Origin of the sequence: Prevotella sp. FD3004, from assembly GCF_000746155.1 — a bacterium.
Classification (GTDB): Bacteria; Bacteroidota; Bacteroidia; order Bacteroidales; family Bacteroidaceae; genus Prevotella.
In genome coordinates, this window is sequence record NZ_KN050819.1 from 279,045 (window position 1) to 305,018 (window position 25,974).

Here is a 25,974-nt window from a genome sequence, read left to right on the forward strand (position 1 = left end):
CGTATTAATGTTTTGGGTTTATAATATTTCTACAGTAATGATAGTTGATGCGCGATCGATAACGGTGACGTTGGAGCCTTCGGGAATATCGACCTCACCAAGGGTTACAGCTTTCCATATATCACCATCAATTTGCACTCGGCCATAACCTCCCGCTTTGACGGTTTCTACAACTTTACCTTGACGCCCCAACAAAGCATCGGCATTACTGACACGACTATCCTCACCTTTATGCAGATAGCGTTGAGCAAAGGGACGAACCCAGAAAAGACTGATGAGAGTGAAGACGGCAAAGGCGGATAACTGGAGCCAGATTCCACCATCAAAGGCAGATACTATAGCTGCGAAGACTGCACCAATAGCAAAGCAAATAATGAAGAAATCGCCAGCCATTAATTCAAGAATAAGGCAAACGACGGCTATCACCACCCATAATTGCCACACATGTTGCGAAATGTAATCTATCATAAAATTCTATTCGTATATTGGTTGATATTATTTCTTTTGGGGTCAAAGGTACGAAAAAACTATGATACGTCCAAATAAAATATGACTTTTTACGTTATTAAAGAGTATGGTAAGAAGAAATGTCAGACTCGCAATTATACTCATATGCCTGATGATGAGCATCATGGCCCATGCCGATGGTTTCACACTCAAAGGCAAGGTTGTTGATGAAGAGGAACACGCCTTGGAATTGGTAACTGTATCATGCTTAGCACAAGGTAAAATGACAATGACTAACTTGAAAGGCGAATTTTCTCTCGATTTACATTCGGCCGATTCTGTTGAAGTCAGATTCACGATGGTTGGCTATAGCGCTAGAAAACGTATATTCCGCCACCCCAAAGGCAAGATTAATGTACAGATTGTGATGCGACCGATGGAGGCTCTGCAGGAAATCGTTATCACTGAAAAGCGAAGACAGACATCACAGACACAACAGCTTAACATAAAAGACGTTCGACAAGGGCCTGCAACAACCGGCAATGCTGTAGAAGAAATGATACAGCAGCAAGCAGGCGTATCAACCCATAACGAGCTGTCATCGCAATATAATGTAAGAGGTGGCTCGTTTGATGAAAACTCTGTCTATATCAATGGCGTAGAGGTATATCGCCCATTACTCATCAGCAGCGGTCAACAAGAAGGACTCTCTGTCATTAATCCTGATATGGTAGAAAAGATTGGCTTCTCTACTGGCGGATTTGAGGCAAAATATGGCGACAAGATGTCATCGACTCTGGATATTACTTATTGTCAGCCTAAAGGCTTTAAGGCTTCTGCAACAGCATCGCTTCTTGACGCAAGTGGCTACCTGGGGTATGGGAACGGAAAATTCTCGATGAGTCATGGTATCAGATACAAGACTAACCGTTATCTGTTAGGGTCTCTAGAAACTACTGGAGAATACAAACCTAATTTTCTTGATTATCAGACATATATAACATACAATCCGAATAAGAGATGGAATATCGACGTGATGGGATATGTCTCTGAGAATCATTATAACTTCATTCCAGAAGACAGAGAAACCAGTTTTGGCACCTTGGCCGATGTCAAGGCCTTTAAGGTATACTTCGACGGACAAGAAAAAGACTTGTTCCGCACTCTTTTCGGTACAATTGGCATTACCCGGCATTTTGGGGATTACACCAAACTTAAAATCCTTATGTCAGCATTCCACACAAAAGAAAGTGAGCAATATGACATCATGGGACAGTATTGGCTCGACAATACGCTGACTCAAGAGAATCTGGGGGTTGGAACGTACATGGAACATGCACGCAACTATCTTACCGCAGATGTCATCAATATAAAACTGACAGGAAATCATCGTGCAGGACATCATGATATCGAAGCAGGTATCACCTATAAACAGGAGCACATCAAAGAGCAGTCAAAGGAGTACGAAATGCGCGATTCCACCGGATATTCTATCCCCCACTCCTCAGAAAGGCTTGACATGATCTATACACTTTCAGCGAAGAATAATGTGAAGAACTATCGAACGGAAGCCTACATACAAGACACCTACCGATTCTCAAAGGGCGACACATATTATACATTTAACTATGGTATCAGATTAGCCAATTGGTCGTTCAATAAAGAAACCATCATATCGCCAAGAGCCTCGTTAGCGATAATACCAGCCTTTAATCAAGATGTGACATTCCGTTTAGCTACTGGTATATACTATCAAGCGCCCTTCTACAAGGAGATCCGAGATACACTGATGCAAAACGGTATAACCACAGCAATTTCAAACGAAAAAATCAAGAGTCAGAAATCCATTCAATTCATTGGAGGCGTGGATTATAGGTTTAAAATGCTCAATCGAAAGTTTAAGTTATCCGCTGAGGCATATTATAAAGCATTATCGAACCTGATACCATATAACATTCAGAATCTTAAGATTACATATTATGGCAATAATATCTGCAAGGGATATGCTGCAGGAATAGACTTAAAAATATATGGTGAATTCGTACCAGGCACAGACTCATGGTTAACTTTCTCACTGATGAGTACCCGACAGAAGTTTGGTAACAATTGGATTCCTATGCCAACAGATCAAAGATGGTCAGTAAACCTCCATTTCACCGACTATTTCCCCGGTACTGAGCGATGGAGAATGACACTTCGTATGGCATATGCCGATGGTCTTCCTTTTGGAGCCCCACATAGAGGTTTGGAGCAACAGCAGTTCCGTGCACCAGCCTATAAACGAGCTGACATCGGAATGAGTTACAGAGCTGTCAAAGATGAATATGGTATCAAGAATCTATGGATAGGTATAGACTGCCTGAACCTATTCGGTATATCCAATGTTAACAGTTATTATTGGGTAACCGATGTTACGAATCGCCAGTGGGCGGTACCTAACTATCTGACAGGTAGACAAATTAACGGAAGACTTACAGTTGAATTCTAATAAAGTATTAAAATGAGAGATTATCACCAGGATTTAGTAGCAATCTCTTTTTTTAATTAAAAAAAGCAAAATAAAGAAGGGAATGTCATATATCTTTTGTACCTTTGCACGTAATTTGATAAAATTATCAATTCTCTAACATTAAAAGATATGAAGATTTCCCACATTGAGCACCTGGGCATTGCCGTCCAGAGCATCGAGGAGAGCCTGCCGTATTTCACTGACGTGCTGGGCTTAGAGTGTTATGCAACAGAGGTCGTTGAAGACCAGAAAGTAAAGACCGCCTTCCTTCGCTGCGGCGAAGTTAAGTTGGAACTGCTGGAGCCCACATCACCCGAGAGTACAATCCAGAAGTGGCTCGATAAGGGTAATAAGGGCGTACACCATGTAGCCTTCTGCGTAGAAGACGGTGTCGCCAAGGGTCTTGCAGAAGTATCCGAGAAAGGCATACGTCTGATTGACGAAAAACCGCGCAAAGGTGCCGAAGGACTGAACATTGCTTTCCTGCACCCGAAGTCAACATGTGGAATTCTCACAGAACTATGTGAACACCCTGAATAAACAGAAATAACGAACATTCTCAAACACTTAAATAAAACAATGAGCAAACAATTAGAAAAAATCAAGCAACTCATCGAGAAGCGCGAACAGGCACGTCTCGGTGGTGGTGAAAAAGCTATTCAGAAACAGCACGACCGTGGTAAGTATACAGCCCGTGAGCGTATTGAAATGCTCCTCGACGAGGGCTCGTTCGAGGAGTATGACATGTTCAAAGAGCACCGCTGCCATAACTTCGGTATGGAGAAAAAGCAGTTCCTCGGCGATGGTGTCGTAGCTGGTAGTGGTACTATCGATGGCCGTCTGGTATTCGTATTCGCACAGGACTTTACTGTTCATGCAGGTTCTCTTTCAGAGACAATGAGTCAGAAGATCTGCAAAGTTATGGATATGGCCATGAAGATGGGAGCTCCCGTTATCGGTATTAACGACTCAGGTGGTGCTCGTATTCAAGAGGGTATCAACTCATTGGCTGGTTTTGCCGAGATTTTCGAGCGCAACATTCTTGCCTCAGGTGTTATTCCACAGATTTCAGGAATTTTCGGTCCCTGTGCCGGTGGTTCTGTTTACAGCCCAGCACTCACCGACTTCACCTTGATGATGGAAGGTACTTCATATATGTTCCTGACTGGTCCGAAGGTTGTTAAGACTGTTACCGGTGAGGATATTGATCAGGAACATCTGGGTGGTGCCAGCGTTCACGCAACCAAGTCTGGTGTAACCCATTTCACCGCAGCAACTGAGGAGGAAGGTTTGCAGATGATTAAAACCCTGTTGAGCTATATTCCTTCAAACAATATGGAGACTGCTCCTTTCAAGGCAACAGAAGACCCCATCAACCGTATGGAGGATTCTCTGAATGAGATTATCCCAGAAAACCCCAACGAGGCATACGACATGTATAAGGTTATCGGTGCTGTAGTTGATGATGGTGAATTCTTCGAGGTTCAGCCAAAGTTTGCAAAGAATATCATTGTCGGTTTTGCCCGTTTCAACGGCCAGAGTGTAGGTATCGTTGCCAACCAGCCTAACTGCTATGCTGGTGTACTCGACGTAAACGCTTCTCGTAAGGGTGCCCGTTTCGTTCGTTTCTGCGACGCCTTCAATATTCCTATCGTATCACTCGTTGACGTTCCCGGTTTCTTGCCTGGTACAGGCCAGGAGTACAATGCAGTTATTCTGCACGGAGCCCAGTTGCTCTATGCTTACGGTGAGGCAACAGTGCCCAAGATTACCGTTACTCTGCGTAAGTCATACGGCGGTTCACACATCGTAATGGGTTCTAAGCAACTCCACACCGACCTTAACTATGCATGGCCTTCAGCTGAGATTGCAGTAATGGGTGCTTCTGGTGCCGCTGCTGTGCTCTATGCTAAGGAAGCTAAGGCTAAGAAGGAAGCTGGTGAGGACGTTAAGGCCTTCATCGCTGAGAAGGAGGACGAGTACAACGAGCTCTTCGCTAATCCTTATCAGGCAGCCAAGTATGGCTACATCGATGATGTGATTGAACCACGCAACACTCGTTTCCGCATCTGCCGCGGTCTGGCTCAGCTTGCCACCAAGCGTGATGCCCTGCCCGCCAAGAAGCACGGTAATATTCCAATGTAATTGATTTGTATATGAAGAATAACGAAGTATATGCAGCAATTGCCCTTGCGCTCCATGAGCACTTAGGCAACAACGTCCACGATGCAGAGCCAGGCATTATTACCATTAATGCCCATTCTACACAGTGGAACGGTTATGCACAGACATTCACACAACGTCCCTAATAAAACCAATCGATAATGAAAGAATATAAGTATACTATCAACGGTAATAAATATGAGGTAGTTGTCGGAGATATTACTGATAACATTGCCACCTTAACCGTCAACGGCGAGGAATATAAGGTAGAACTCGAGAAGCAGCCTGAACCTGAGAAGAAAAAGCCTGTTATCAAGGCCGCCACTCCTGCCGCCAACAACGACGCTCCCGTTGCAAACAAAGCTGCTGTCAACAAGGCCAATGCCGTTAAGGCTCCTCTGCCTGGTGTCATCACAGATATCTTAGTTGCTGAAGGCGATGAGGTAAAGGCTGGTGATACAGTCGTTGTACTTGAGGCCATGAAGATGGCAAACAACCTGACCGCTGAGAAAGACGGTAAGGTAACGGCTGTTTGTGTGAAGATTGGTGAGAGTGTGATGGAAGATGACGCTCTGATTGTTATTGAGTAAAACTATCACACGATGCGATAAAGAGAGAATGGACCCAATACCCATTCTCTCTTTTTTCAAACTACTAAGACAAAAATACTATAAACAAATGATAAAGAAAACAATCTTCACTGCAGTTTTAGCAACAATCACTCTGACAGCATTTGGTCAGCAGTGGCCTGAAGTAAGGCCCGAAGCCAAAGCTGGTGCCCGTTGGTGGTGGCTCGGTTCTGCCGTTGACAAGGAGAACCTGAAGTGGACCATGCAGGAATATGCCAATCATGGCATTGGCGCACTGGAGATCACTCCTATCTATGGTGTACAAGGCAACGACGCCAATAATATCCCCTACCTCTCTGATCGTTGGATGGAGATGTTACGCGAAGTGCAGAAAAACGGAAAGGAGCTGGGCATCGAGGTTGATATGGCAACAGGTACAGGATGGCCTTTTGGCGGTCCGTGGGTTCCATTGGAAGAGAGTGCCTGCAAGGCCGTTTTCATTGATACCACCTTTGTAGGTGATTCCGTCGACGGACTTGATTTATCCGTACTAGAGAAAGAGGCCAAGTATTGCAGGCTCAACAGAGCAATGGCCTATTGGCAAGGAGAGCCTTACGACGTAACTGAATACGTAAGAAACGGCAAACTCACCTGGAAACCGGCAGATCTGTTAAAAACCAAAATCAATTCTTCCACAAACAAAACACAGAAGAAAATCCTTAAGCAGAAACTCAAGGATATGAAGAGCGCCCATTGGCAGGTTATAGCCCTCTACTGCCGCTATGGCGTGATGAATGTGAAACGTGCCGCTCCTGGTGGAATGGGACTAGTAGTTGACCACTTCGATAAAAAGGCGGTAAGTAACTATCTGCAACATATTGAAGGTGCCTTTGAACGCACTCATACACCCTATCCTCATACTTTCTTCAACGATTCATACGAAGTGGAAGCAGCCACTTGGACGCCCACGCTCTTTGAAGAGTTTGAGAAGCGCAGAGGCTATAAGTTGGAGCATTACCTACGCCAATTGCTGAATGGTGACACGAAGATCCTGTCCGACTATCGCGAGACGCTTGGCGATCTTTTGTTGGAGAACTTCACACAGCAATGGACGACTTGGGCACACAAGCATGGAGCCATCACTCGTAATCAGGCTCACGGCTCCCCGGCTAATCTCATAGACTGTTATGCTGCTGTGGATATTCCCGAGATAGAAGGCTTCGGTCTGTCCGAGTTCGGCATCAAGGGACTACGAAAGGATTCTGGCAAGACACGTAAGAACGACTCCGACTTCTCCATGCTGAAATATGCGCCATCAGCCGCCCATATCTGTGGCAAGCCCTATACGTCGAGCGAAACATTTACATGGCTGACAGAACATTTCCGTACATCGCTATCACAACTGAAACCCGATATCGATCTGATGTTCTGTGCCGGCGTCAACCACATGTTCTTTCATGGAACCTGCTATTCCCCTAAAGACGATCCGTGGCCAGGGTGGAAGTTCTATGCCAGCATCGATATGTCGCCAACCAACAGCATCTGGCGCGATGCGCCCTACTTCATGCAGTATGTGGAGCGTTGCCAGAGTTTCTTACAGATGGGACAACCGGATAACGATTTCTTAGTCTATCTGCCCGTTCGCGACATGTGGCAGAAGAATCCTCAGAAACTGCTCATGCAGTTCTCTATTCACGCCATGGGCAAATTGGCTCCAGAGTTCATTCAGAGTATCCTTGACATAGACCATGCCGGTTTTGACTGCGATTACATCTCGGAAAGATATATCCTGACAACAAACTATAAGGATGGGATGTTAGAAACAGCAACAGGAACCCGCTATAAGGCTCTTATCATTCCTGGTAGCGGCAATATGCCTGGAAACGTCAAAGCACACATTGAGGAACTGAAGGCTCAGGGTGCGCATATTATATATGGTACACAAACAGCCGACCTGATGAAAGCGGCAAAACCTGAAGCCATTAAGGCTGATTGTGGTCTGAAAGCCATCCGCAGAAAGAACGACACCGGCTATCATTATTTCATAGCCAACCTATCGCCTAATGACATTCACGAATGTTTACCGTTGGCCATTAGCTTTAAAGACGCCGCGTGGTTTAACCCGCTTAATGGAGAAATAACACCTGCCCATATCTCAGGCGACAGCATTGATATCTCTCTCAAAAGCGGAGAATCGATGATTCTGCAAACGTACAACGAGGCAATGCCCTTGAATGACAAAAACAATAAGGCAACCGCAGGAAGTATCACTGACAGTATGGTTATAAAAGGTCCATGGACGCTAACCTTTACCGAAGAAGCACCTAAGGTGAAGAAGACCTTTTCCCTCACAAAGCCTCAGACCTGGGAGACTCTCGATGATGACAGCGTGAAGGTGACCATGGGAACGGGTGTTTATACAACCCGTTTCAAACTCACGAAAGCAGAGGCTAATAAACACTGGAAGATAGATCTGGGTGATGTCCGTGAATCGGCTCGCGTCTACATCAATGGCCATTTCATCGGTTGTGCATGGTCTGTACCATTCATCCTCGACTGCAAGAACACACTGAAAGTTGGCAACAACGAAGTACGGATAGAGGTAACAAATCTGCCAGCAAACCGTATTGCCGACTATGACCGCCGAGGCATTAAGTGGCGCAAAATGGAGGAAATAAACGTCGTAGACATCAATTACAAACGTACAACCTATGACTCATGGGAGCCAATGCCAAGTGGCTTGAACTCTGAAGTACGTCTATTAGAGTATTAATATAACCCTCGTCATAACAAAACAACTTGTTTTGTACTCGTTTAGACTATCTCTTACATCTGTTAAGATAGTTTCTTTGAGAACAAAACAAGTTGTTTTGTCTTAAAGGAGATAATCTTATGCTTTCCGAACCCTTATCCGGTACTTGTCTGTCAATACAATCTGCATCACACGAGCATATCCATCGGCAAACAGAGGGACGGAAAGTGCTACATGTCCCATCGTACGACGGAGGTTAATCTCTACACACGGGTGAAGCAGAAAACCATCCTTTTCATCGGTTGCCACAAGCATCATATCAACCCCAAAAGGCCCCTTATACCGGCCTTTATACATCTCACTTAGCGCGTTCTCTATTTCCAGTTTAATAGAACCTATCAAATCAATTGATATATAACGGCTTAAGATGTCTCTCTTTTCCGATTCGTCAGCTATAATATTCCCTGTATAAGCGCCGTTCTTAGTCTGGAAAAGCGACAGACCCAAATATTTGATATTGCCCATTCCATCGCTCTCAAACTCCATTCCAAAGTCTCTTACCTTATTATAATGGGGTTCTACCATAACGCATCCCTGTTTATCTATCACGTTACTGATCCAACGTTCCTGATAGTCATTCAGCGAGGCACCAACAAACCGCACGCCACGACCACTACTGCTCCAAGGGGCTTTCACAACCATACGCGGATAGTCTTTCATATATGAAAGAACATCTTCAACAGACTCAGCCAGATACGAAGTGCCTATAGTTCCTGGTATCGTCTGCAGTTTCAGAAGAAGCGACATCGCATGTCGGCGATGCGACAACTCCCTGATAGTTTCTATATTCTCTTCCGACGGAACCGCATTCACCCCATAACGCAACAGGGAGCTGCGGAGTGCCAGATCCCATCCCCAAGGTTCAACCTCACGGATATCGAGTTTAGAAAGCAGGTTCTTATCTACGAAATGACATTGCTTCCCGCCAACTCTGGCCCTCAGACGAGCATATGTCTTTTTGGCCTGTTCAATATTCTCTACAAGCACAACATCATCTTCGTCTGCCCAGAGTGCAGGCAGACAGCCTAAATCAGCTCTCAGTTTACGCCCGGCATGAGGCGCAGTGAAGTTGCTAAGATTAGCAGCCAGAGCGAGATCGTGTTCCGGATTAAAAACATGTAACTTCATAAATCGGGCACAAAGTTACCTAAAAATTTGAGTTACAGGCAAGATTATTCGGTTAATTATGATATAAAAAAAGAAAAAATATACATTTTAGTAAGATTTTGCTATTTAGACTTTGCAAATTGCAAGAAATGTATTACCTTTGCAGCTGTTTTAAAACAAATCGCTAGGGATGGAAGCATTTTTCAGGACTTACAGATACCTCATAGAGCATACGAATGCACCCGTTCGTCGCACCCTTATGGATGAGATCGACTGGAGTGACCGCATGATTGGTATTAAAGGAACACGTGGTGTTGGAAAGACAACCTTCTTACTGCAATATGCTAAAGAACATTTCGATATAGAAGACAAACAGTGTCTCTATATCAACATGAACAACTTTTATTTTCAAGGACATGGCATTGCTGAGTTTGCTGACAGTTTCTACAAGCGTGGTGGCCGTGTACTACTTATCGACCAGGTATTCAAGCAGCCAAACTGGAGTTCTGAACTCCGCAAATGCTATGACAACTACCCCAACCTGAAGATTGTCTTTACCGGTAGTAGCGTGATGCGTCTGAAGGATGAGAATCCTGAACTTAACGGTATCGTGAAATCATACAACCTGCGTGGTTTCAGTTTCCGCGAGTTCATCAACCTGTTTACTCACAACAATTTCCAGCCCTATACGCTCGACGAGATTATTCACAATCACGAGCAGATTGCACGTCAGATTCTACCCAAAGTTTCCCCCAACCGCTATTTCCAGGATTATATTCATCATGGTTTCTACCCCTTCTTTCAAGAGCATCGCAACTATAGCGAGAATCTTCTGAAGACCATGAACATGATGACCGAGGTAGATATCCTGCTCATTAAACAGATTGAGCTGAAGTATCTGACGAAGATTAAGAAACTATTCTACCAGATTGCTGAAGATGGTGCCAGCAAGGCGCCCAACATCAGCAAGTTGGCTCAGGATGTTGAAACAAGTCGCGCCACGGTGATGAACTATATTAAATATCTTGCCGACGCGCGCTTGCTGAACATCATATACCCCATTGGTCAGGAATTCCCTAAGAAGCCTGCGAAGATTATGCTTCACAACTCCAACCTCATGTATGCCATCTATCCCATACAGGTTGACAAGCAGGAAGCAATGGAGACCTTTTTCGTTAACTCAATGTGGAAAGACCATAAAGTGAACACTGGCGCTCGCGATTGCAGTTTCGTGGTCGACGAGAAGTTGAAGTTCCGCATTCTGGATGCCAAATTCCAAGGAAAGCTGCGCATTTCACCCGACGTCTATTACGTCCGTTACAACTCGGAAATCGGAAAGGGCAAGCAGATACCACTATGGTTGTTAGGCTTCCTATATTAATAATGTCTATTAAGTTATAATTAAACAAATAAAAAGTTAGTAATTCATTTTATCAGTTACAAAATGGCTAAAGAAAAGAAATTTATCACTTGTGATGGTAATGAGGCTGCTGCTCATGTGAGCTACATGTTCTCTGAGGTAGCTGCTATCTACCCCATCACCCCGTCTTCGCCTATGGCGGAGCACGTAGACGAGTGGGCTGCCCGTGGTCGTAAGAACCTCTGGGGCCAGAACGTCTCTGTACAGGAAATGCAGTCTGAGGCTGGTGCTGCCGGTGCCGTTCACGGTTCTCTGCAGGCTGGTGCTCTTACCACCACCTTCACTGCTTCACAGGGTCTTCTCCTGATGATTCCTAACATGTATAAGATTGCCGGTGAGCTGATTCCTTGCGTATTCGACGTATCTGCCCGTACGCTGGCTTCTCACTCACTCTGTATCTTTGGTGACCATCAGGACGTGATGGCATGCCGCCAGACAGGTTTCGCAATGTTCTGCTCTGGTTCTGTACAGGAGGTGATGGACCTTACAGCAGTTCCTCATCTTGCCACTCTCGAGACTATGGTTCCATTCGTTAACTTCTTCGATGGTTTCCGTACCTCTCACGAGTATCACAAGATCGAGCTGATGGATCAGGAGGATATCCGTCCTTTGGTTAAGGAGGAGTTCGTAAAGCGTTTCCGCGATCGTGCTATGAGCCCTGAGCGTCCTATCACTCGTGGTACTGCCGAGAACCCTGAGACATTCTTCACACACCGTGAGGCTTGTAACCCATACTACGATTCAGTACCCGAAGTAGTTGAAAAGTACCTCGGCGAGATCTCTAAGATCACAGGCCGCGAGTATCACCTGTTCTCATACTACGGAGCCGAGGATGCTGACCGCATGATCATCCTCATGGGTTCTGCTACCGACGCAGCTCGCGAGGCTATCGACTACCTGAACGCTAACGGTCAGAAGGTTGGTATGATCTCAGTTCACCTGTATCGTCCATTCTCAGTTAAGCACCTGTTGGCTGCTGTTCCTAAGACTGTTAAGAAGATTGCCGTTCTGGACCGCACTAAGGAGCCAGGCGCTAACGGCGAGCCTCTGTACCTCGACGTTAAGGATGCATTCTTCGATGTAGAGAACCGTCCTGTTATCGTTGGCGGTCGCTACGGTCTTGGTAGCCGCGATACCACACCGGCTCAGATCATCAGCGTGTTCAACAACCTCGCTATGCCCGAGCCAAAGAACCACTTCACTGTTGGTATCGTAGACGATGTTACCTTCACCTCTCTGCCTGAGGTTGAGGAGATTGCTCTCGGTGGCGCTGGCATGTTCCAGGCTAAGTTCTACGGTCTGGGTGCTGATGGTACCGTTGGTGCTAACAAGAACTCAGTTAAGATCATTGGTGACAACACCGACAAGTACTGCCAGGCTTACTTCTCTTATGACTCAAAGAAGTCAGGAGGTTTCACCTGCTCTCACCTGCGTTTCGGTGATACGCCTATCCGCTCTACCTACCTGGTAACTACACCTAACTTCGTAGCTTGCCACGTTCAGGCTTACCTGCACATGTACGACGTTACACGTGGTCTGCAGAAGAACGGTCAGTTCCTGCTGAACACTATCTTCGATGCCGACGAGCTCGAGAAGTTCATGCCTAACAAGGTAAAGCGTTTCTTCGCACAGAACAACATTACCGTCTATACCATCAACGCTACTAAGATTGCACAGGAGATTGGTCTGGGTAACCGTACCAACACTATCCTGCAGAGTGCATTCTTCCGTATCACCGGCGTTATCCCCGTAGAGCTCGCTGTTGAGAAGATGAAGGCTGCTGCCCTGAAGTCTTACGGCGCTAAGGGTCAGGACGTTGTTGATAAGAACTATGCCGCTATCGATCGTGGTGGTGAGTACGTTCAGCTGACCGTTAAGCCTGAGTGGGCTAACCTGGCTGACGATGCTGAGAAGGTAGACGATGCACCTGCATTCGTTAAGGAGCTGGTTCGTCCTATCAACGCTCAGGCCGGTGACCTGCTGAAGGTTTCTGACTTCGTTAAGCACAACACCGTTGACGGTTCTTGGGAGGTTGGTACAGCCGCTTACGAGAAGCGTGGTGTTGAGGCCTTCGTTCCTGTATGGAACAAGGACAACTGTATCCAGTGTAACCAGTGTGCTTACATCTGTCCTCACGCTGCTATCCGTCCATTCGTTCTCGACGACGAGGAGATCAAGGGCTTCGCAGCAGCTGCTGACACTCTCGAGATGAAGGCTCCTGCCGCTATGAAGGGCATGCACTTCCGTATCGAGACTTCAGTACTCGACTGTCTGGGTTGCGGTAACTGTGCTGATATCTGCCCAGGCAATCCTAAGACTGGTAAGGCTCTTACCATGGCTCCATTCAATCCTGATGCTGCCGATATGGTTCAGGAGGCTAAGAACTGGGAGTACCTGGTTAAGAACGTTAAGTCTAAGCAGAACCTCGTTGACATCAAGAGCAATGTTAAGAACTCACAGTTCGCTCAGCCTCTGTTCGAGTTCTCAGGCGCTTGCTCTGGTTGCGGTGAGACTCCATACGTTAAGCTGATTTCTCAGCTGTTCGGTGATCGTCAGATGATTGCCAACGCTACTGGTTGTTCTTCAATCTACTCAGCTTCTATTCCTTCTACACCTTATACTAAGAACGAGAAGGGTCAGGGTCCTGTATTCAACAACTCTCTGTTCGAGGACTTCTGCGAGTTCGGTCTGGGTATGGCACTTGGTAACAAGAAGATGAAGGAGCGCGTAGCTAAGTTGCTCGGCGAGATGATCGAGAGCGACAAGACTAGCGCTGAGTATAAGGAACTGGCTCAGGAGTGGATTGCCAACAAGGACGATGCTGAGAAGACTAAGGAGATTGCTCCTAAGCTTCGCGAGCAGATCGCTGCTGGTGCTGCCGCTGGTTGCCCAGTTTGCACTGAGTTGAAGACTTTGGATCACTACCTGGTTAAGCGTTCACAGTGGATCATCGGTGGTGACGGTGCTTCTTACGACATCGGTTACGGCGGTCTCGACCATGTGATTGCTTCTGGTGAGGACGTTAATATCCTCGTGCTCGATACTGAGGTTTACTCTAACACCGGTGGTCAGGCTTCTAAGGCTACTCCTCTTGGTGCTATCGCTCAGTTCGCTGCTCAGGGTAAGCGCATCCGCAAGAAGGATCTGGGTATGATTGCTACCACTTACGGTTATGTATACGTAGCTCAGATTGCTATGGGCGCCGACCACGCACAGACCCTCAAGGCTATCCGCGAGGCTGAGGCTTGGCACGGACCTTCTATCATCATCGCTTACGCTCCATGTATCAACCACGGTCTGAAGGCCAAGGGCGGTATGGGTAAGAGCCAGGCCGAGGAGAAGAAGGCTGTTGAGTGCGGTTACTGGCACCTGTGGCGCTACAACCCTGCTCTGGCTGAGGAAGGCAAGAACCCATTCTCACTCGACTCTAAGGAGCCTAACTGGGAGAACTTCCACGACTTCCTGCTCGGTGAGGTTCGTTACCTCTCTGTTAAGAAGGCATATCCTAACGAGGCCGAGGAGCTGTTCGCTGAAGCACAGAAGATGGCTCAGCTGCGTTACAAGACCTACATTCGTAAGTCAAAAGAGGATTGGGCAGAATAATCTCCTATTCCACTCTATAGTAAAGAGGCGAAACATGATGTTTCGCCTCTTTTTTTCTTTGTTTTGCACATGATATTAAAAAACTTTTAGTAATTTTGCAGCATCGTAAGAAAATAACTAATGAATTAATCAACTTTAAATTACAATGAAGAAACTATTAATGTGTATGCTTGTAGCCAGCCTTTCGGCTTCGACTATGGCACAAGAGAAATTTGAGACAGGAAAACCCGGCGACGACAATTATCGTTACTTGGATCAGTACCAGGCACTTAAAGATTATATCGACTATTCAAAGTACCCCAATTTCAAACTTGGAGCAGGCACAACCGTCAACGACTATCTTAACAACTCCACGTTTAAAAACCTAATCAATAAGAACTTCAGCGAGACTGTTGCTGGTAACGCCATGAAAATGGCCAGTTGTGTGGACGGTAATGGCAACATGAATTTCGAAACCGTGAAGAAATATGTCCAGGCTGCCACCGAGGCGGGACTCAGCGTCTATGGTCACACCCTCGCTTGGCATTCACAGCAGCCCAAAGCTTGGTTACTCAAGTTGATTGGCGACAAGCCGGACCCAACATCCGAAGAGACTTATACCGTTGTAGCCAGCAAGGACTTTACTAAAAACCAGAGTGTCGGCTGGACATCGGATAAGACAGATTTTGGTTTCTCTACCAACTTCGACTCCACTAACGGTCTAGTCGTGAAATGCACTAAACAAAACACCAACGCGTGGGATGTTCAGTTCCAAGCTATGACCGATATTCCCCTCACTGCCGGTAAGACCTACAAGATGACCATCACCGTTAAGGGTTCAAAGGCAGGAAAGATGACTGGTCACTTAGGCGACTGGAACACCAACAACGACAGCGATCCCGCCACAGGATTTAATATCAGCTACGATTTCACAACCGATTGGCAGGATATCGCTATTGACGTAAAGCCCACCATCGACGGAAACTTCCTGCTTTTGCAGGTTAACACCGTCGACTTCACTGGTGACGTTTATATCAAGAACATCAAGTTCGAAGGTAATCAGGGTAAGATGATTCCTCAGACCAAGCAAGAGATGTACGATGCACTCGTAGGTGCAATGGATCAATGGGTCAAAGGTATGATGGAAGCCTGCAATGGAAAGGTGAAGGCTTGGGATCTCGTCAACGAGGCCGTCTCTGGCGGCGGCGACGATGGCGAAGGTAACTACCTGTTGCAGCACTCTACTGCTTACAGCCCCAATGGTAATCCCGATGCCACATGGGATGTAGGCGGCGACGCTTTCTTCTGGCAAGACTATCTGGGCGACCTCGACTACATTCGTCAGGCTTGCCGACTGGCCCGCAAGTATGGTCCCGAGGACGTCAAGCTTTTCATCAACGACTATAACCTGGAGTCAGACTGGGACGACAATAAAAAGTTGAAGTCGCTCATCAACTGGATTAAGAAATGGGAGGCAGATGGTGTGACCAAGATCGACGGTATCGGTACTCAGATGCACATTTCCTACCACGAAGATAGTGGTATACTAAATAGCAGAAAACAGCACATCACTAAGATGTTCGAGCTATTGGCTAATTCGGGCAAGCTGGTCCGCGTCAGCGAGATGGATATGGGCTATGTTATTAGTGGTACTTACCCTAACGAGAATAAAGTCTACACAAATACGATTACCGAGGCACAGCATAAGAAAATGGCTGAGTTCTATGAGTGGATTGTCAAGGAGTATTTCCGTATTATCCCGCCCGCCCAGCAGTGGGGTATCTGTCAGTGGTGTCCTACCGATGCACCCGCCAACAGCGGCTGGCGCGCTAACGAGCCTGTTGGTATCTGGGATCTCGATTTCTACCGCAAGCATGTCTATGCCGGATTCGTACGCGGACTTGCTGGAGGAGAGCCAACTGCTATCAACGGTATCAATGCCGACAAGACTATCGACACCTCGAAGGGCATCTACAAAATCAATGGTGTACGAATGTCGGAGAAATCACTCAGCGATCTACCTTCCGGTCTCTACATCGTTAACGGGAAAAAGGTCGTTAAATAATATCAAAAGGAGCACCCATTTGGATGCTCCTTTTTTATATATCCGAACAAGGTTTATACCTCTGCTGTCTTCTTTTCTTTCGGAAGCACCAGGTTAAGCAACACAGCCAGCAAGAATACCACGGCCACGCAGTTCTCAGCAAACACTGTCTGAATCATCTGTGGGAAAATTGCAAAGATATCCTTCACCTGTGTAAAGCCTAATCCTACGCTCAGCGACAGAGCAACGATAATCATATTACGATCAGAGAAACCACATTTTGCCATCATACGGATACCGGCAAACATGATCGAGCCAAACATCATGATAGTACAACCACCCAGCACTGCCTGAGGGATAGTAGTTAATATTGTACCCACAGCAGGGAAAATACCACCAAGAATCATAATGCACGCACCCATGGCGATGGCGAAACGGTTTACCACACCCGACATTGCGGCCAGACCAACATTCTGACTGAACGATGTAATAGGTGTACAACCAAAACATCCGGCGACACTACTTACAAAGCCATCGCACGAGATACTTGCCCCCAACTCCTTATCCTTTGGTGCACGATGCAGTGCACCTTCGCAGAGCGCACTCGTATCACCAATCGTCTCTGTAGCCGACACAAGAAATATGGCCAACACCGAGAGCACCGCACCCAGATTGAATTCTGGTTTAAACGGCAGTATTGCAGGCAATGCGACAACACCAACATCCTGTAAAGCGGCAAAATTCACCATTCCCATGCAAACGGAAAGGATGTAGCCTGCAATCAAACCTATCAGCACTGAAAGTGAGCGCAGGAATCCCTTCGCAAATACTTGAAATGCCAGACATACAAGCAAGGTAAAAGAACCTACAATCCAGTTATGGGTTGCACCGAAGTCAGCAGCCCCCTGGCCTCCTGCAAACGAGTTTGCACCAATAGGCAGTAAAGAAAAACCGATGGCAGTCACCACTGTTGCAGCAACAACAGGCGAGATGATGCCAATCCAGTAACGGGCAAAGAGTCCCAACAGTCCTTCGATGATACCACCGATAATCACAGCACCAATCAATGTACCCATGCCAAAGGTAGAACCCACGAAGATGGCTACAGAGAGAAAAGTGAAACTAATACCCATCACGATAGGCAGCCGCGATCCTATACGCCATACGGGATAAAGTTGAATCAGAGTACCGATGCCCGCAATCACCATGCAGTTCTGTATCAGCGCGGCGCTGATTGTCGAGTCGATGCCAACCACGTTGGCCAGAATAATAATAGGCGTAATGTTACTTACAAACATTGCCAACACATGCTGCAAGCCAAAAGGTATGGCTGTCAGTACGGGCACACGCCCGTCAAGTTGATAAAGATTAGCTTTGTCAGTCATTAGTTTTAATATTATTGTTTAAGTTTCAATTGTGTCTGTTCTATCTCGCGTAAGGCTTGTTCTCTGAAGCGTATGGTCTGCGTCTCCCAGTCCATTTCCTCTATAATTGCTATCGACTCCAGATGATAGCCCTCATCACGCAGGGTGCTACCCCCCATTTGCTGACCTTTCTCCACGGCAATGCCTATACCCATCACCTCACCGCCGGCCTGATGCACTAAATCTATCAACGCGTGCACAGCCTGTCCATCGGCCAGAAAATCATCAACAATCAACACTTTGTCGGTAGCGTGCAGATATGGGCGGGATACAAACACCTGATTCATCTTCTTATGGGTAAACGAATAGGCGTTCGACACATACTTGTCATCGGTACTGTTAGCCGTCTCACTTTTCTTAGCAAACACCACAGGCACATCATACAGATCGCCCAGCATCGTAGCAATGGCTATACCACTGGCCTCTATCGTAAGAACTTTATTGACCTCAACGCCTCTGAACCTGCGCTTCAGTTCGTAGGCCATCTGTCGCATGATGTCAATGTCAATCTGATGGTTTAGGAAGTTATCTATCTTCAGGATATTACCTTGTTTGATAACACCGTCACAAAGTATTTTCTCTTCTAGGAAATTCATTGTTCAAAAGGGGATTTTTAGAAACGAGAGGCGTTCCAGGACGGAGCGCCTCTCTACATGTGTTAACCGAAAACTTACTTTTTATCCTCAGTCTTCTTAGCCTCCGCAGCATTTTTTTGAGCAGGCTTGTATCTCTTGTTCAGTCCGTTGATTACGTCCTGAGTAATATCGAGTCTCTGAGCGCCCAGCAGAATATTGTCGCCAGCTTTCGAGAGAATCAGGTCAAACTTCTTGTCGGCATTATAATCCTTCAGGAAATGCTGAAGTGAGTCGCGCAGGGCCTCGTTAAACTTAGCAGTCTCAGAAGCCAACTCATTCTCCAGTCGTGCCTGCAGCTCCTGCAGGTCGTTCTGCTGGCGCTGAATAGCAGCCTGTACACTAGCAGCCTGCTCGCGGCTCTGGAAACCATTATTGTTCAATTTCTGCTGGAAGTTGTTCATTGCAGCCTGCAGTGCAGTACCCTTCGAGTTCAGGGTCGTACGGGCGTTGTTCGACTTCTTCTGAAGTGTTACACTGTAGTCCTTGGCAAAATCATACTGAGTCATCAGTGAATCAACCTCTACATAAGCAATCTTCATACCCTCGCCAGAAGCGGCCACGGGCTGTTCGTCCATCTTAGGACTTGCATTGTTACACGAAGCCATCATAGCTGCAATGGCCAGTGCTGAGAAAATGTACTTTTTCATTTTTAATATTTAATGTTTTAACGTTTATTGTCTCAATGTTAATGTTTACTCTTTCACGGCAAACTTGCTTTTGGTTCTAAGTTCGCGGTCTTGGTCCATCACGCAGTGAATACCCCGCTCATTCATCGCTTCAGAGTCGTGAATATGCTGCGACTTAAACTCTCCCTGTTTCACCAACAATACTCTCACGAGGAAAAATACCATCGCGATAGCAATTATTAACGTCGATATGAGCAGAGTCTCAATCATTTTTTATATCTTTGCGGCTGCAAAGTTAATAATAAAATAACGAAACATTACAGATTAAACATTAAAAATGAATAAAAACGAATTAAAACCCGCTATTGTCTTCGAAGAATTTGCGAAGATTAACAAAATTCCCCGCCCTTCAAAGCGCGAGGAGAAGATGATTGACTACCTGAAGAACTGGGGAGAGCGCCATGGTCTCGACACCAAGGTTGACGAAACTGGCAATGTCATTATCCGCAAACCTGCCACTCCCGGTATGGAGAATCGTCAGACCGTCATCCTCCAAAGTCATATGGATATGGTATGCGACAAACTCGTTGACGTAGAGTTTGATTTCGACAACGACCCAATCCGCACTTATGTAGATGGCGAATGGCTCACAGCCGAGGGAACAACCCTTGGAGCTGATGACGGTATCGGATGTGCCATCGAGCTAGCTATCCTTGCCTCAGATAATGTGAAGCATGGTCCACTGGAGTGCGTCTTCACCCGCGATGAAGAGACCGGTCTTACAGGCGCAGAGGGTATGAAAGCAGGTTTCATGACGGGCGACTATCTCATCAATCTCGACTCAGAGGACGAGGGTGAGATTTTCGTATCATGCGCAGGCGGTCGCAACACTACAGCCAAGTTCACCTTTACACGTCAGGAAGCCCCCACAGGCAGTTTCTTCATCAAAGGCTCACTCAAAGGTCTTGTAGGCGGCCACTCTGGCGACGATATCAACAAGAAGCGTGCCAACGCCATCAAGTTGCTGGCCCGTTTCATCTTCCAGACTATGAATCGCTATGATGGTGTCCTTCTGGCACAGTTCCATTCAGGCAAGCTCCATAACGCCATTCCCCGCGACGGCTACTTCGTGATTGCCGTACCAAACGATATCAAGGAGAATGTACGTGCCGACTGGAATGTCTTTGCTGCTGACGTAGAAGACGAATTCCACGTTACTGATACCACTATGCAATTCTCAATGGAAAGTACTGATGCCGAATCCGTAATAGATTCCGCTGTTGCCAAGAAGTTCGTGTGGGCCGTTCAGGCTGTCGACAACGGAATCTACGCCATCTGTCAGGACGAAGCTCTGGGCGGCATGGTCGAGACTTCAAGCAACATCGCCAGCGTTCACAGCTCTGACACCACTATCGACATACTGTCGTCACAACGCTCTAACGTTATGTCAAACCTCGACAATATGTGTGCCACCATTCAGGCAGCCTTCGAACTTGCTGGCGCCGAAGTATTATCAAGCGATGGTTATCCAGCTTGGAAGATGAAGGCCGACTCAAAACTTCAGGAGATTGTTGTCAACTCCTACGTCAAGCTCTTTGGCCACAAGCCCGTAGTCCGTGGCATCCATGCCGGTCTTGAGTGCGGTCTGTTCTCCGAGCGCTATCCCAATCTCGACATGGTCAGCTTCGGTCCCACCCTCCGTTTTGTCCACACGCCCGATGAACGTCTTCACATTCCAACCGTCCAGATGGTATGGGATCACCTGCTCGATGTACTTCAAAACATTCCTCAGAAATGAAAATCTCGCGCGTACCTATTATAATTAGTATATCTGCATGCCTGCTGCTGTTCGCCTCGTGCGGACAGCAGCACAAGGCAGAGCAACGGGTGAAAGCTTTTATCGAAGAAAACATGGAGAATTCTGCCGAAATCAGCAGCCGCGACTTTGCTGATATTGGCACCACACGCCACATAAACGACTCTTTAATTCAATTAATGCGTCATCGCGGTGCTCCAGGCTTCAAAAAAGAGATTTCCTATGCACAGGTTCCCTCTGGAGACCTTTATTACCTGAGGATGAAGTACATACATCAAGGAGACACCCTTCAGAACACCTTCTACCTCGATAGTGAGCTGAATCAAGTTGTAGCGTTTAAATAACTTTTTTCGAAAAAAGTTGGCTAAATATTTGGTGGGTTCAAAAAATAGTCGTACCTTTGCACCCGCAATCAAGGAGATAACCCCACGGTTTCTGACTCCGAGGTCCTTTGGAAGGATGGGTGAGTGGCTGAAACCAGCAGTTTGCTAAACTGCCGTACGGGTTCCCGTACCGGGGGTTCGAATCCCCCTCCTTCCGCAACCGAGGGGATTTCTCTGCGAGCGCATCTTTGAAATGTTGGTCGATTCATCTAATGGTTAGGATACAAGATTCTCAATCTTGGCATAGGGGTTCGATTCCCCTATCGACTACAAAAATTAAAGCGCTGAATGATCAGCGCTTTTTCGTTTTATAGAGCTTAGTCGTATTAGACCCACATTACAAGTCTTGTAACAGGAGCTACAACATAACGCCCTGTTATTGTTATCACTCTATTATATTAGAACTTTACCCGAAGTAAACTCCGACTCTACACGAAGCAAGCTCCGACTTTCCGCCATGCAAACGTCACCTATATCTCGTATGCTATCTGAAAGGACCATTGATAGCGTCGTAACTATCAGTCAATCAGTTAAATATACTTAATTATCACACAGATAAAGCCCAAAATATTAAAAATAATAGTATATTTGCAAAATAAAATTATAAAACAATTAAAAACTAACCCAACGCAATAATGAAAAAGTTGTTCCCTATCGCGATTTGCGGCTTGTTATTATTTATGGGCTGCTCTAAAAGTAAAGATTTGTTTGACACCCCTGTGGATCCACCCTCACCTCCTGGGCCAGTAACGCCAGATTCCAATGATGAGATCAGCGCCAATGTACAGAAAGTGTTTGGCACAACGTTTGACCCAAACCAAGATTGGTGTACAACAACTTCTGGTGAAGTTAAAATCACAGCTAACGCATCCATCCAAACAGTACAGTTGCTGGTTTATGTCAGCGAACCAGGTCTTCAAGACGAACCCGTCACATCAATGAGAGTACTTAACGAGGCAACCCTCAATGGACAAACCACAGTAACACTCTATTATGATGCGCCCATTGACAATCAAGGTCTCTTCGTGGCCTTCATCTCCGACAGCCAATACGTGTTGAAGAAAGTGGTGAATGGCGAAGCAAATATCAATGATGCAGCAAAAACCCGCGCCCTGCCAGCAGGACTTACCTTGCCTACGGGCGAATACAGTATCGGAGTAATAGAAGACTCGTATGCCAAACAGCGCGGATGGACCAATGAGTTGCTATATGAACTGAGCGACTATAGCGCACAGCGAATGAACGCCACACCTTATTCTGACGAACTCACTGCCGCATTCAGAGCAATGGTATTCTCATATTTCAAAAACGGCCGTTCATATAACAACCTGCCATTGGTGAAAAGTAGCGGCTTCTACAACGAGAACGCCTATCCGATAACCACAGGCGAGGACCCAATCATTGTATCGCCCGTATACAAGTGCGACCGAGGCGAAGAATATGGCAATGAGGTATGGAATTCTGACCTCTACTATTATTACTTTAAGGAGGACGACATGAATAGTGCCTCCGACCCTGTTGCATATCTGCAGAGTCTGCCAAAATACAAAGCCATCCCCTTCAAAGATTGTTTCGGAGAGCATGAAGATGATGTGATTAATCGCCGCTATTCATACGCTCTGATGTACTTCGGCGACGGAACACCTTCGCTGGGCACAAAAGGTTCATACTATTTCCCTGTTGGCTATAAGATTGGTTTCATGGTAAGGGCTAAGACATCATCGGAGGCTCCCAAGAAACAAGGAGAACTATATGGCGACGGACGTCTTAATAATAAGATTAACAGTTGGCCAAACTTCAGTAGTTCTCACCTCGGCACTGACGGTCCACGTCTGGCTTGGCTTACTTTTAACGGCAAGAAGATCATGTGCTTCGAATCGGGTACCGATGCAGACTTTAACGATGTGATACTTGAAGTAGAAGGTGGTATTGAGATACCTTTCATCCCCATAGAGCCTGAATACAACAAATACACATTCTGTTTCGAGGACACACCTCTTGGCGACTATGACATGAACGATATCGTAATAAAAGCCGTAAGAAAGAACGAGACAACCGTGGAATATTCCATCATAGCCTGTGGCGCTTATGACGAGATTTGCATCAAGAACATAAATTGTGGAGTGATTACCAACGATGCCGAAGTTCACGCTCTGTTTGGAAAGACCGCCAATACATTCATTAACACACAAGGTGGCAGTGAGGTATGTCCACCTGTTACCGCGACAAAGACCGTGCCCAAAACATTCAGCTTCCTCGTGGCCGACAATTGTCCGTATATCTACGACATGACCACAAATATAGAAGTAAGATTGTCGAAAAAAGGTGAGGATCCGCATGGTATTATGATACCAAACGATTTCAAATATCCATTGGAGCGTGTGTGCATCAAGGATGCCTACTTGGAATTCAACAACTGGGGCGAGAAGACCATTACTTTTACCGACTGGTATACCAAGCCCGTAGCAGGAAAAGTATATTAGTTGCTAAGAGTAGATGCAATCTTGTCGACATTTAATGAGCGAGCTGAAGCATCGAAAATATCTTTATAGGTACCCCCTTGACGATACACCTCGTCGGGGGTACCATTTTGTACTACCCTGCCCTGCTGAAGCACATATATCTGGTCGGCATCGATTATCTGACCAATATTGTGTGAGATAATAATAACCGTGCGTCCCTGTTTGATGGCATCGATACTGGCTTTTATCTGCTCAGTAGCGATAGCATCAAGGCTGGCGGTGGGCTCGTCTAAGAAGATGATGGGCGGGTTCTTGATAAACATGCGGGCGATGGCCACACGCTGCTGCTGACCACCACTAAGTTGGAGCGCAGACGTTTCGAAACCCTGCGGCAGAGCTGCCACCTGGTCGTAGAGGTAAGCTTGCTTTGCGGCACGGATAACATCATCGTGCGTGGCTGAAGGACAGCCGTAACGGATATTCTCCTCGATGGAGCCATCGAAGATGTGATTCTTCTGGAGCACAAGTCCTACGTTCTCGCGAAGCCACTCGGTATCCCACTCGCCCAGACTCACGCCATCGAGAGTGATGGAGCCCTGCTGCGGCTCATAGAATTTGTCGAGCAGATTCACGATGGTACTCTTGCCAGCCCCACTCAATCCCACAAGGGCTGTAATCTTACCGCTGGGGATGCGCATGGACACATCGAAGAGCGCCTGTGTGCCGTTGCTGTAGGTAAAGTCGACGTGGCTGAGTTCAAAGTCACCATGCACCTCTTGCGGATGATGAGTACCTGTAGCCTCAATCTCATGGTCAGCTTGAAGGATACCGAAGAAGCCCTCAGCATAGATCAAGGCATCATTCATATCGTCGTAGATACGATGAAGCTGGCGGATGGGCGCACTGACATTGGCGAAAAGCATGACATGATACATGATCTTACCTATCGACATACCAGGATAGTCGATAAGCACGAGGTAGGCCGTAAGTATAATGATGAGCACGGTGCCTATCTGCTCAAGAAAACTCTTCAGACCATTGAAAATATAAGCCTTCTTACGGGTAGAGAGCTGCAAGTCGGTCATTGCACGCTGAATGGCGGCCTGGCGGTCGGCCTCTATCTGTTCACGATTAAACGACTTGATGACGGTGATGCTCTCGAGGATGTTAAGGATGCCCTGCGACACGGCCTGAAAGCCGCCAAAGATGCCACGACGCCCCCCCTTCATCTTAGCCGCCTGGATATAGGTGACCCAGAAATAGAGGGGCACGATACAGAGGGCGACAAGACCCACGTAAAAATTTGCTGCAAACATAAGGCCCAAAGCCAGTACTGCGCTGGTAAAAAGAGGAAGAATCTCAATGAAGAAATTATTTACCGTATTAGAGAGGCTCATAATACCCCTATCGATACGCGACTGAAGTTTTCCTGTTTCATTGCCTTCACTGGTAAAAAAAGCCATACGGAAAGAAAGCATACGTTCCACGACCTGTAAAGAGAGGTCACGACTCACAAGAATACGCATGCGTTCGCCATAATATCGTTGGAAGAAAGTGACTAAAGCACCTAAGACCTCCTTACCCAATAATATAATGGTTATGACTGTGAGTATACGCACAGCTGCACTCCACTGGAAGCCCTCCGGTTGCTGTATCAAAGCATTGATGGCGTCGACAGCACGATCAAGCACTACGGCATTGACTTGAGCCATGAACGACCCTACAAGGGTTAGCACCAGCGTGATGGCAATAAGCCATTTATAAGGCAGGACAAAGGGCAAGAGATTACCCAACAGGCGTTTGATTGACATAGGAGCAAAATGTGATAAAATATACAAAAACTATGTGCAAAGTTAGGAAAAAGAATCGGAAAGGCAAAGATTTTACACTTTTTTTATGGCATTTCGGGAAAAAGTAGTATTTTTGCAGCGCCGTTGGAGAAGTCCCCCATTGTGAAGGGGTACCGGCGGTAAGA

At 46.5% G+C, this 25,974-nt stretch carries 19 protein-coding genes and 2 tRNA genes; 14 read left to right on the plus strand and 7 right to left on the minus strand.

The window, feature by feature from the left end:
* Positions 1–18 precede the first annotated feature (18 nt).
* Positions 19–468: an NfeD family protein gene (locus T325_RS08130; protein WP_036912316.1), complete on the minus strand. Its 450-nt coding sequence runs from the start codon at positions 466–468 to the stop codon at positions 19–21.
* 106 nt (positions 469–574) lie between these two features.
* Between T325_RS08130 and T325_RS08135 the strand changes: the two genes are divergently transcribed.
* The 6 genes from T325_RS08135 (at position 575) to T325_RS08155 (ending at position 8,461) form a co-directional block, all read left to right on the plus strand.
* The gene (locus tag T325_RS08135; protein WP_036912318.1) at positions 575–2,935 is read left to right on the plus strand and encodes a TonB-dependent receptor; all 2,361 of its coding nucleotides are present in this window, start codon (positions 575–577) and stop codon (positions 2,933–2,935) included.
* A gap of 150 nt (positions 2,936–3,085) precedes the next feature.
* Positions 3,086–3,496 carry a methylmalonyl-CoA epimerase gene (mce, locus tag T325_RS08140; protein ID WP_036912320.1) on the plus strand — a complete coding sequence of 137 codons (411 nt, stop codon included), beginning with the start codon at positions 3,086–3,088 and terminating at the stop codon, positions 3,494–3,496.
* 39 nt (positions 3,497–3,535) lie between these two features.
* Positions 3,536–5,101 (plus strand): acyl-CoA carboxylase subunit beta, encoded by a 1,566-nt coding sequence (locus T325_RS08145; RefSeq protein WP_036912322.1) that lies wholly within the window; start codon positions 3,536–3,538, stop codon positions 5,099–5,101.
* A gap of 11 nt (positions 5,102–5,112) precedes the next feature.
* The gene (locus T325_RS12855; RefSeq protein WP_177171982.1) at positions 5,113–5,265 is read left to right on the plus strand and encodes a hypothetical protein; all 153 of its coding nucleotides are present in this window, start codon (positions 5,113–5,115) and stop codon (positions 5,263–5,265) included.
* Between the two features lie 15 nt (positions 5,266–5,280).
* A complete protein-coding gene (locus T325_RS08150; protein WP_036912324.1) occupies positions 5,281–5,709 on the plus strand; it encodes an acetyl-CoA carboxylase biotin carboxyl carrier protein in 429 nt (142 codons plus the stop codon).
* Between the two features lie 88 nt (positions 5,710–5,797).
* Positions 5,798–8,461 (plus strand): glycosyl hydrolase, encoded by a 2,664-nt coding sequence (locus tag T325_RS08155; RefSeq protein WP_036912326.1) that lies wholly within the window; start codon positions 5,798–5,800, stop codon positions 8,459–8,461.
* 117 nt (positions 8,462–8,578) lie between these two features.
* On the opposite strand, the gene T325_RS08160 is transcribed toward T325_RS08155, so the two are convergent.
* A complete protein-coding gene (locus T325_RS08160; protein WP_036912328.1) occupies positions 8,579–9,628 on the minus strand; it encodes a hypothetical protein in 1,050 nt (349 codons plus the stop codon).
* A gap of 169 nt (positions 9,629–9,797) precedes the next feature.
* On the opposite strand from T325_RS08160, the gene T325_RS08165 reads away from it, so the two are divergent.
* From T325_RS08165 to T325_RS08175, 3 genes are all read left to right on the plus strand, one after another.
* Complete coding sequence (locus tag T325_RS08165; RefSeq protein WP_036912330.1) at positions 9,798–10,988, plus strand: ATP-binding protein; 1,191 nt, start codon at positions 9,798–9,800, stop codon at positions 10,986–10,988.
* A gap of 63 nt (positions 10,989–11,051) precedes the next feature.
* The gene (nifJ, locus tag T325_RS08170; RefSeq protein ID WP_036912332.1) at positions 11,052–14,630 is read left to right on the plus strand and encodes a pyruvate:ferredoxin (flavodoxin) oxidoreductase; all 3,579 of its coding nucleotides are present in this window, start codon (positions 11,052–11,054) and stop codon (positions 14,628–14,630) included.
* A gap of 145 nt (positions 14,631–14,775) precedes the next feature.
* Positions 14,776–16,674: an endo-1,4-beta-xylanase gene (locus tag T325_RS08175; RefSeq protein ID WP_081911115.1), complete on the plus strand. Its 1,899-nt coding sequence runs from the start codon at positions 14,776–14,778 to the stop codon at positions 16,672–16,674.
* Positions 16,675–16,727: 53 nt separating this feature from the next.
* On the opposite strand, the gene T325_RS08180 is transcribed toward T325_RS08175, so the two are convergent.
* The 4 genes from T325_RS08180 to T325_RS08195 form a co-directional block, all read right to left on the minus strand.
* Positions 16,728–18,038, minus strand: a complete 1,311-nt coding sequence (locus T325_RS08180; protein WP_036912336.1) for a nucleobase:cation symporter-2 family protein — start codon at positions 18,036–18,038, stop codon at positions 16,728–16,730.
* Between the two features lie 11 nt (positions 18,039–18,049).
* Positions 18,050–18,673, minus strand: coding sequence for a xanthine phosphoribosyltransferase (locus T325_RS08185; RefSeq protein WP_051949793.1), 624 nt, complete (start codon positions 18,671–18,673; stop codon positions 18,050–18,052).
* A gap of 74 nt (positions 18,674–18,747) precedes the next feature.
* On the minus strand, positions 18,748–19,359 hold the full coding sequence (locus T325_RS08190) for an OmpH/Skp family outer membrane protein (RefSeq protein WP_036912339.1): 612 nt from the start codon (positions 19,357–19,359) through the stop codon (positions 18,748–18,750).
* A 45-nt stretch (positions 19,360–19,404) separates the two neighbouring features.
* Positions 19,405–19,608, minus strand: a complete 204-nt coding sequence (locus T325_RS08195; RefSeq protein ID WP_036912342.1) for a hypothetical protein — start codon at positions 19,606–19,608, stop codon at positions 19,405–19,407.
* Between the two features lie 67 nt (positions 19,609–19,675).
* Here T325_RS08195 and T325_RS08200 point away from each other — a divergent pair, with 67 nt between their 5' ends.
* From T325_RS08200 to T325_RS08220, 5 genes are all read left to right on the plus strand, one after another.
* On the plus strand, positions 19,676–21,136 hold the full coding sequence (locus tag T325_RS08200) for an aminoacyl-histidine dipeptidase (RefSeq protein WP_036912346.1): 1,461 nt from the start codon (positions 19,676–19,678) through the stop codon (positions 21,134–21,136).
* Positions 21,133–21,498 (plus strand): hypothetical protein, encoded by a 366-nt coding sequence (locus T325_RS08205; protein ID WP_036912348.1) that lies wholly within the window; start codon positions 21,133–21,135, stop codon positions 21,496–21,498. Before T325_RS08200 ends, T325_RS08205 begins: the two co-directional genes overlap by 4 nt.
* 109 nt (positions 21,499–21,607) lie before the next feature.
* Positions 21,608–21,694: transfer RNA gene (locus T325_RS08210), tRNA-Ser, on the plus strand.
* Between the two features lie 41 nt (positions 21,695–21,735).
* Positions 21,736–21,807, plus strand: a tRNA-Glu gene (locus T325_RS08215).
* Between the two features lie 365 nt (positions 21,808–22,172).
* Positions 22,173–24,020, plus strand: coding sequence for a DUF4842 domain-containing protein (locus T325_RS08220; RefSeq protein ID WP_081911117.1), 1,848 nt, complete (start codon positions 22,173–22,175; stop codon positions 24,018–24,020).
* Here the strand turns inward: T325_RS08220 and T325_RS08225 are convergent.
* Positions 24,017–25,810, minus strand: a complete 1,794-nt coding sequence (locus T325_RS08225; RefSeq protein WP_036912354.1) for an ABC transporter ATP-binding protein — start codon at positions 25,808–25,810, stop codon at positions 24,017–24,019. The two genes, T325_RS08220 and T325_RS08225, sit on opposite strands and share 4 nt — an antisense overlap.
* Between the last annotated feature and the right edge of the window lie 164 nt (positions 25,811–25,974).

Excerpts from the sequence above, each read along its gene's own strand:
- T325_RS08130 (WP_036912316.1), bottom strand. The coding sequence starts at position 468 with ATGATAGATTACATTTCGCAACATGTGTGGCAATTATGGGTGGTGATA.
- T325_RS08135 (WP_036912318.1), top strand. The coding sequence starts at position 575 with ATGGTAAGAAGAAATGTCAGACTCGCAATTATACTCATATGCCTGATG.
- mce (WP_036912320.1), top strand. The coding sequence starts at position 3,086 with ATGAAGATTTCCCACATTGAGCACCTGGGCATTGCCGTCCAGAGCATC.
- T325_RS08145 (WP_036912322.1), top strand. The coding sequence starts at position 3,536 with ATGAGCAAACAATTAGAAAAAATCAAGCAACTCATCGAGAAGCGCGAA.
- T325_RS12855 (WP_177171982.1), top strand. The coding sequence starts at position 5,113 with ATGAAGAATAACGAAGTATATGCAGCAATTGCCCTTGCGCTCCATGAG.
- T325_RS08150 (WP_036912324.1), top strand. The coding sequence starts at position 5,281 with ATGAAAGAATATAAGTATACTATCAACGGTAATAAATATGAGGTAGTT.
- T325_RS08155 (WP_036912326.1), top strand. The coding sequence starts at position 5,798 with ATGATAAAGAAAACAATCTTCACTGCAGTTTTAGCAACAATCACTCTG.
- T325_RS08160 (WP_036912328.1), bottom strand. The coding sequence starts at position 9,628 with ATGAAGTTACATGTTTTTAATCCGGAACACGATCTCGCTCTGGCTGCT.
- T325_RS08165 (WP_036912330.1), top strand. The coding sequence starts at position 9,798 with ATGGAAGCATTTTTCAGGACTTACAGATACCTCATAGAGCATACGAAT.
- nifJ (WP_036912332.1), top strand. The coding sequence starts at position 11,052 with ATGGCTAAAGAAAAGAAATTTATCACTTGTGATGGTAATGAGGCTGCT.
- T325_RS08175 (WP_081911115.1), top strand. The coding sequence starts at position 14,776 with ATGAAGAAACTATTAATGTGTATGCTTGTAGCCAGCCTTTCGGCTTCG.
- T325_RS08180 (WP_036912336.1), bottom strand. The coding sequence starts at position 18,038 with ATGACTGACAAAGCTAATCTTTATCAACTTGACGGGCGTGTGCCCGTA.
- T325_RS08185 (WP_051949793.1), bottom strand. The coding sequence starts at position 18,673 with ATGAATTTCCTAGAAGAGAAAATACTTTGTGACGGTGTTATCAAACAA.
- T325_RS08190 (WP_036912339.1), bottom strand. The coding sequence starts at position 19,359 with ATGAAAAAGTACATTTTCTCAGCACTGGCCATTGCAGCTATGATGGCT.
- T325_RS08195 (WP_036912342.1), bottom strand. The coding sequence starts at position 19,608 with ATGATTGAGACTCTGCTCATATCGACGTTAATAATTGCTATCGCGATG.
- T325_RS08200 (WP_036912346.1), top strand. The coding sequence starts at position 19,676 with ATGAATAAAAACGAATTAAAACCCGCTATTGTCTTCGAAGAATTTGCG.
- T325_RS08205 (WP_036912348.1), top strand. The coding sequence starts at position 21,133 with ATGAAAATCTCGCGCGTACCTATTATAATTAGTATATCTGCATGCCTG.
- T325_RS08220 (WP_081911117.1), top strand. The coding sequence starts at position 22,173 with ATGAAAAAGTTGTTCCCTATCGCGATTTGCGGCTTGTTATTATTTATG.
- T325_RS08225 (WP_036912354.1), bottom strand. The coding sequence starts at position 25,810 with ATGTCAATCAAACGCCTGTTGGGTAATCTCTTGCCCTTTGTCCTGCCT.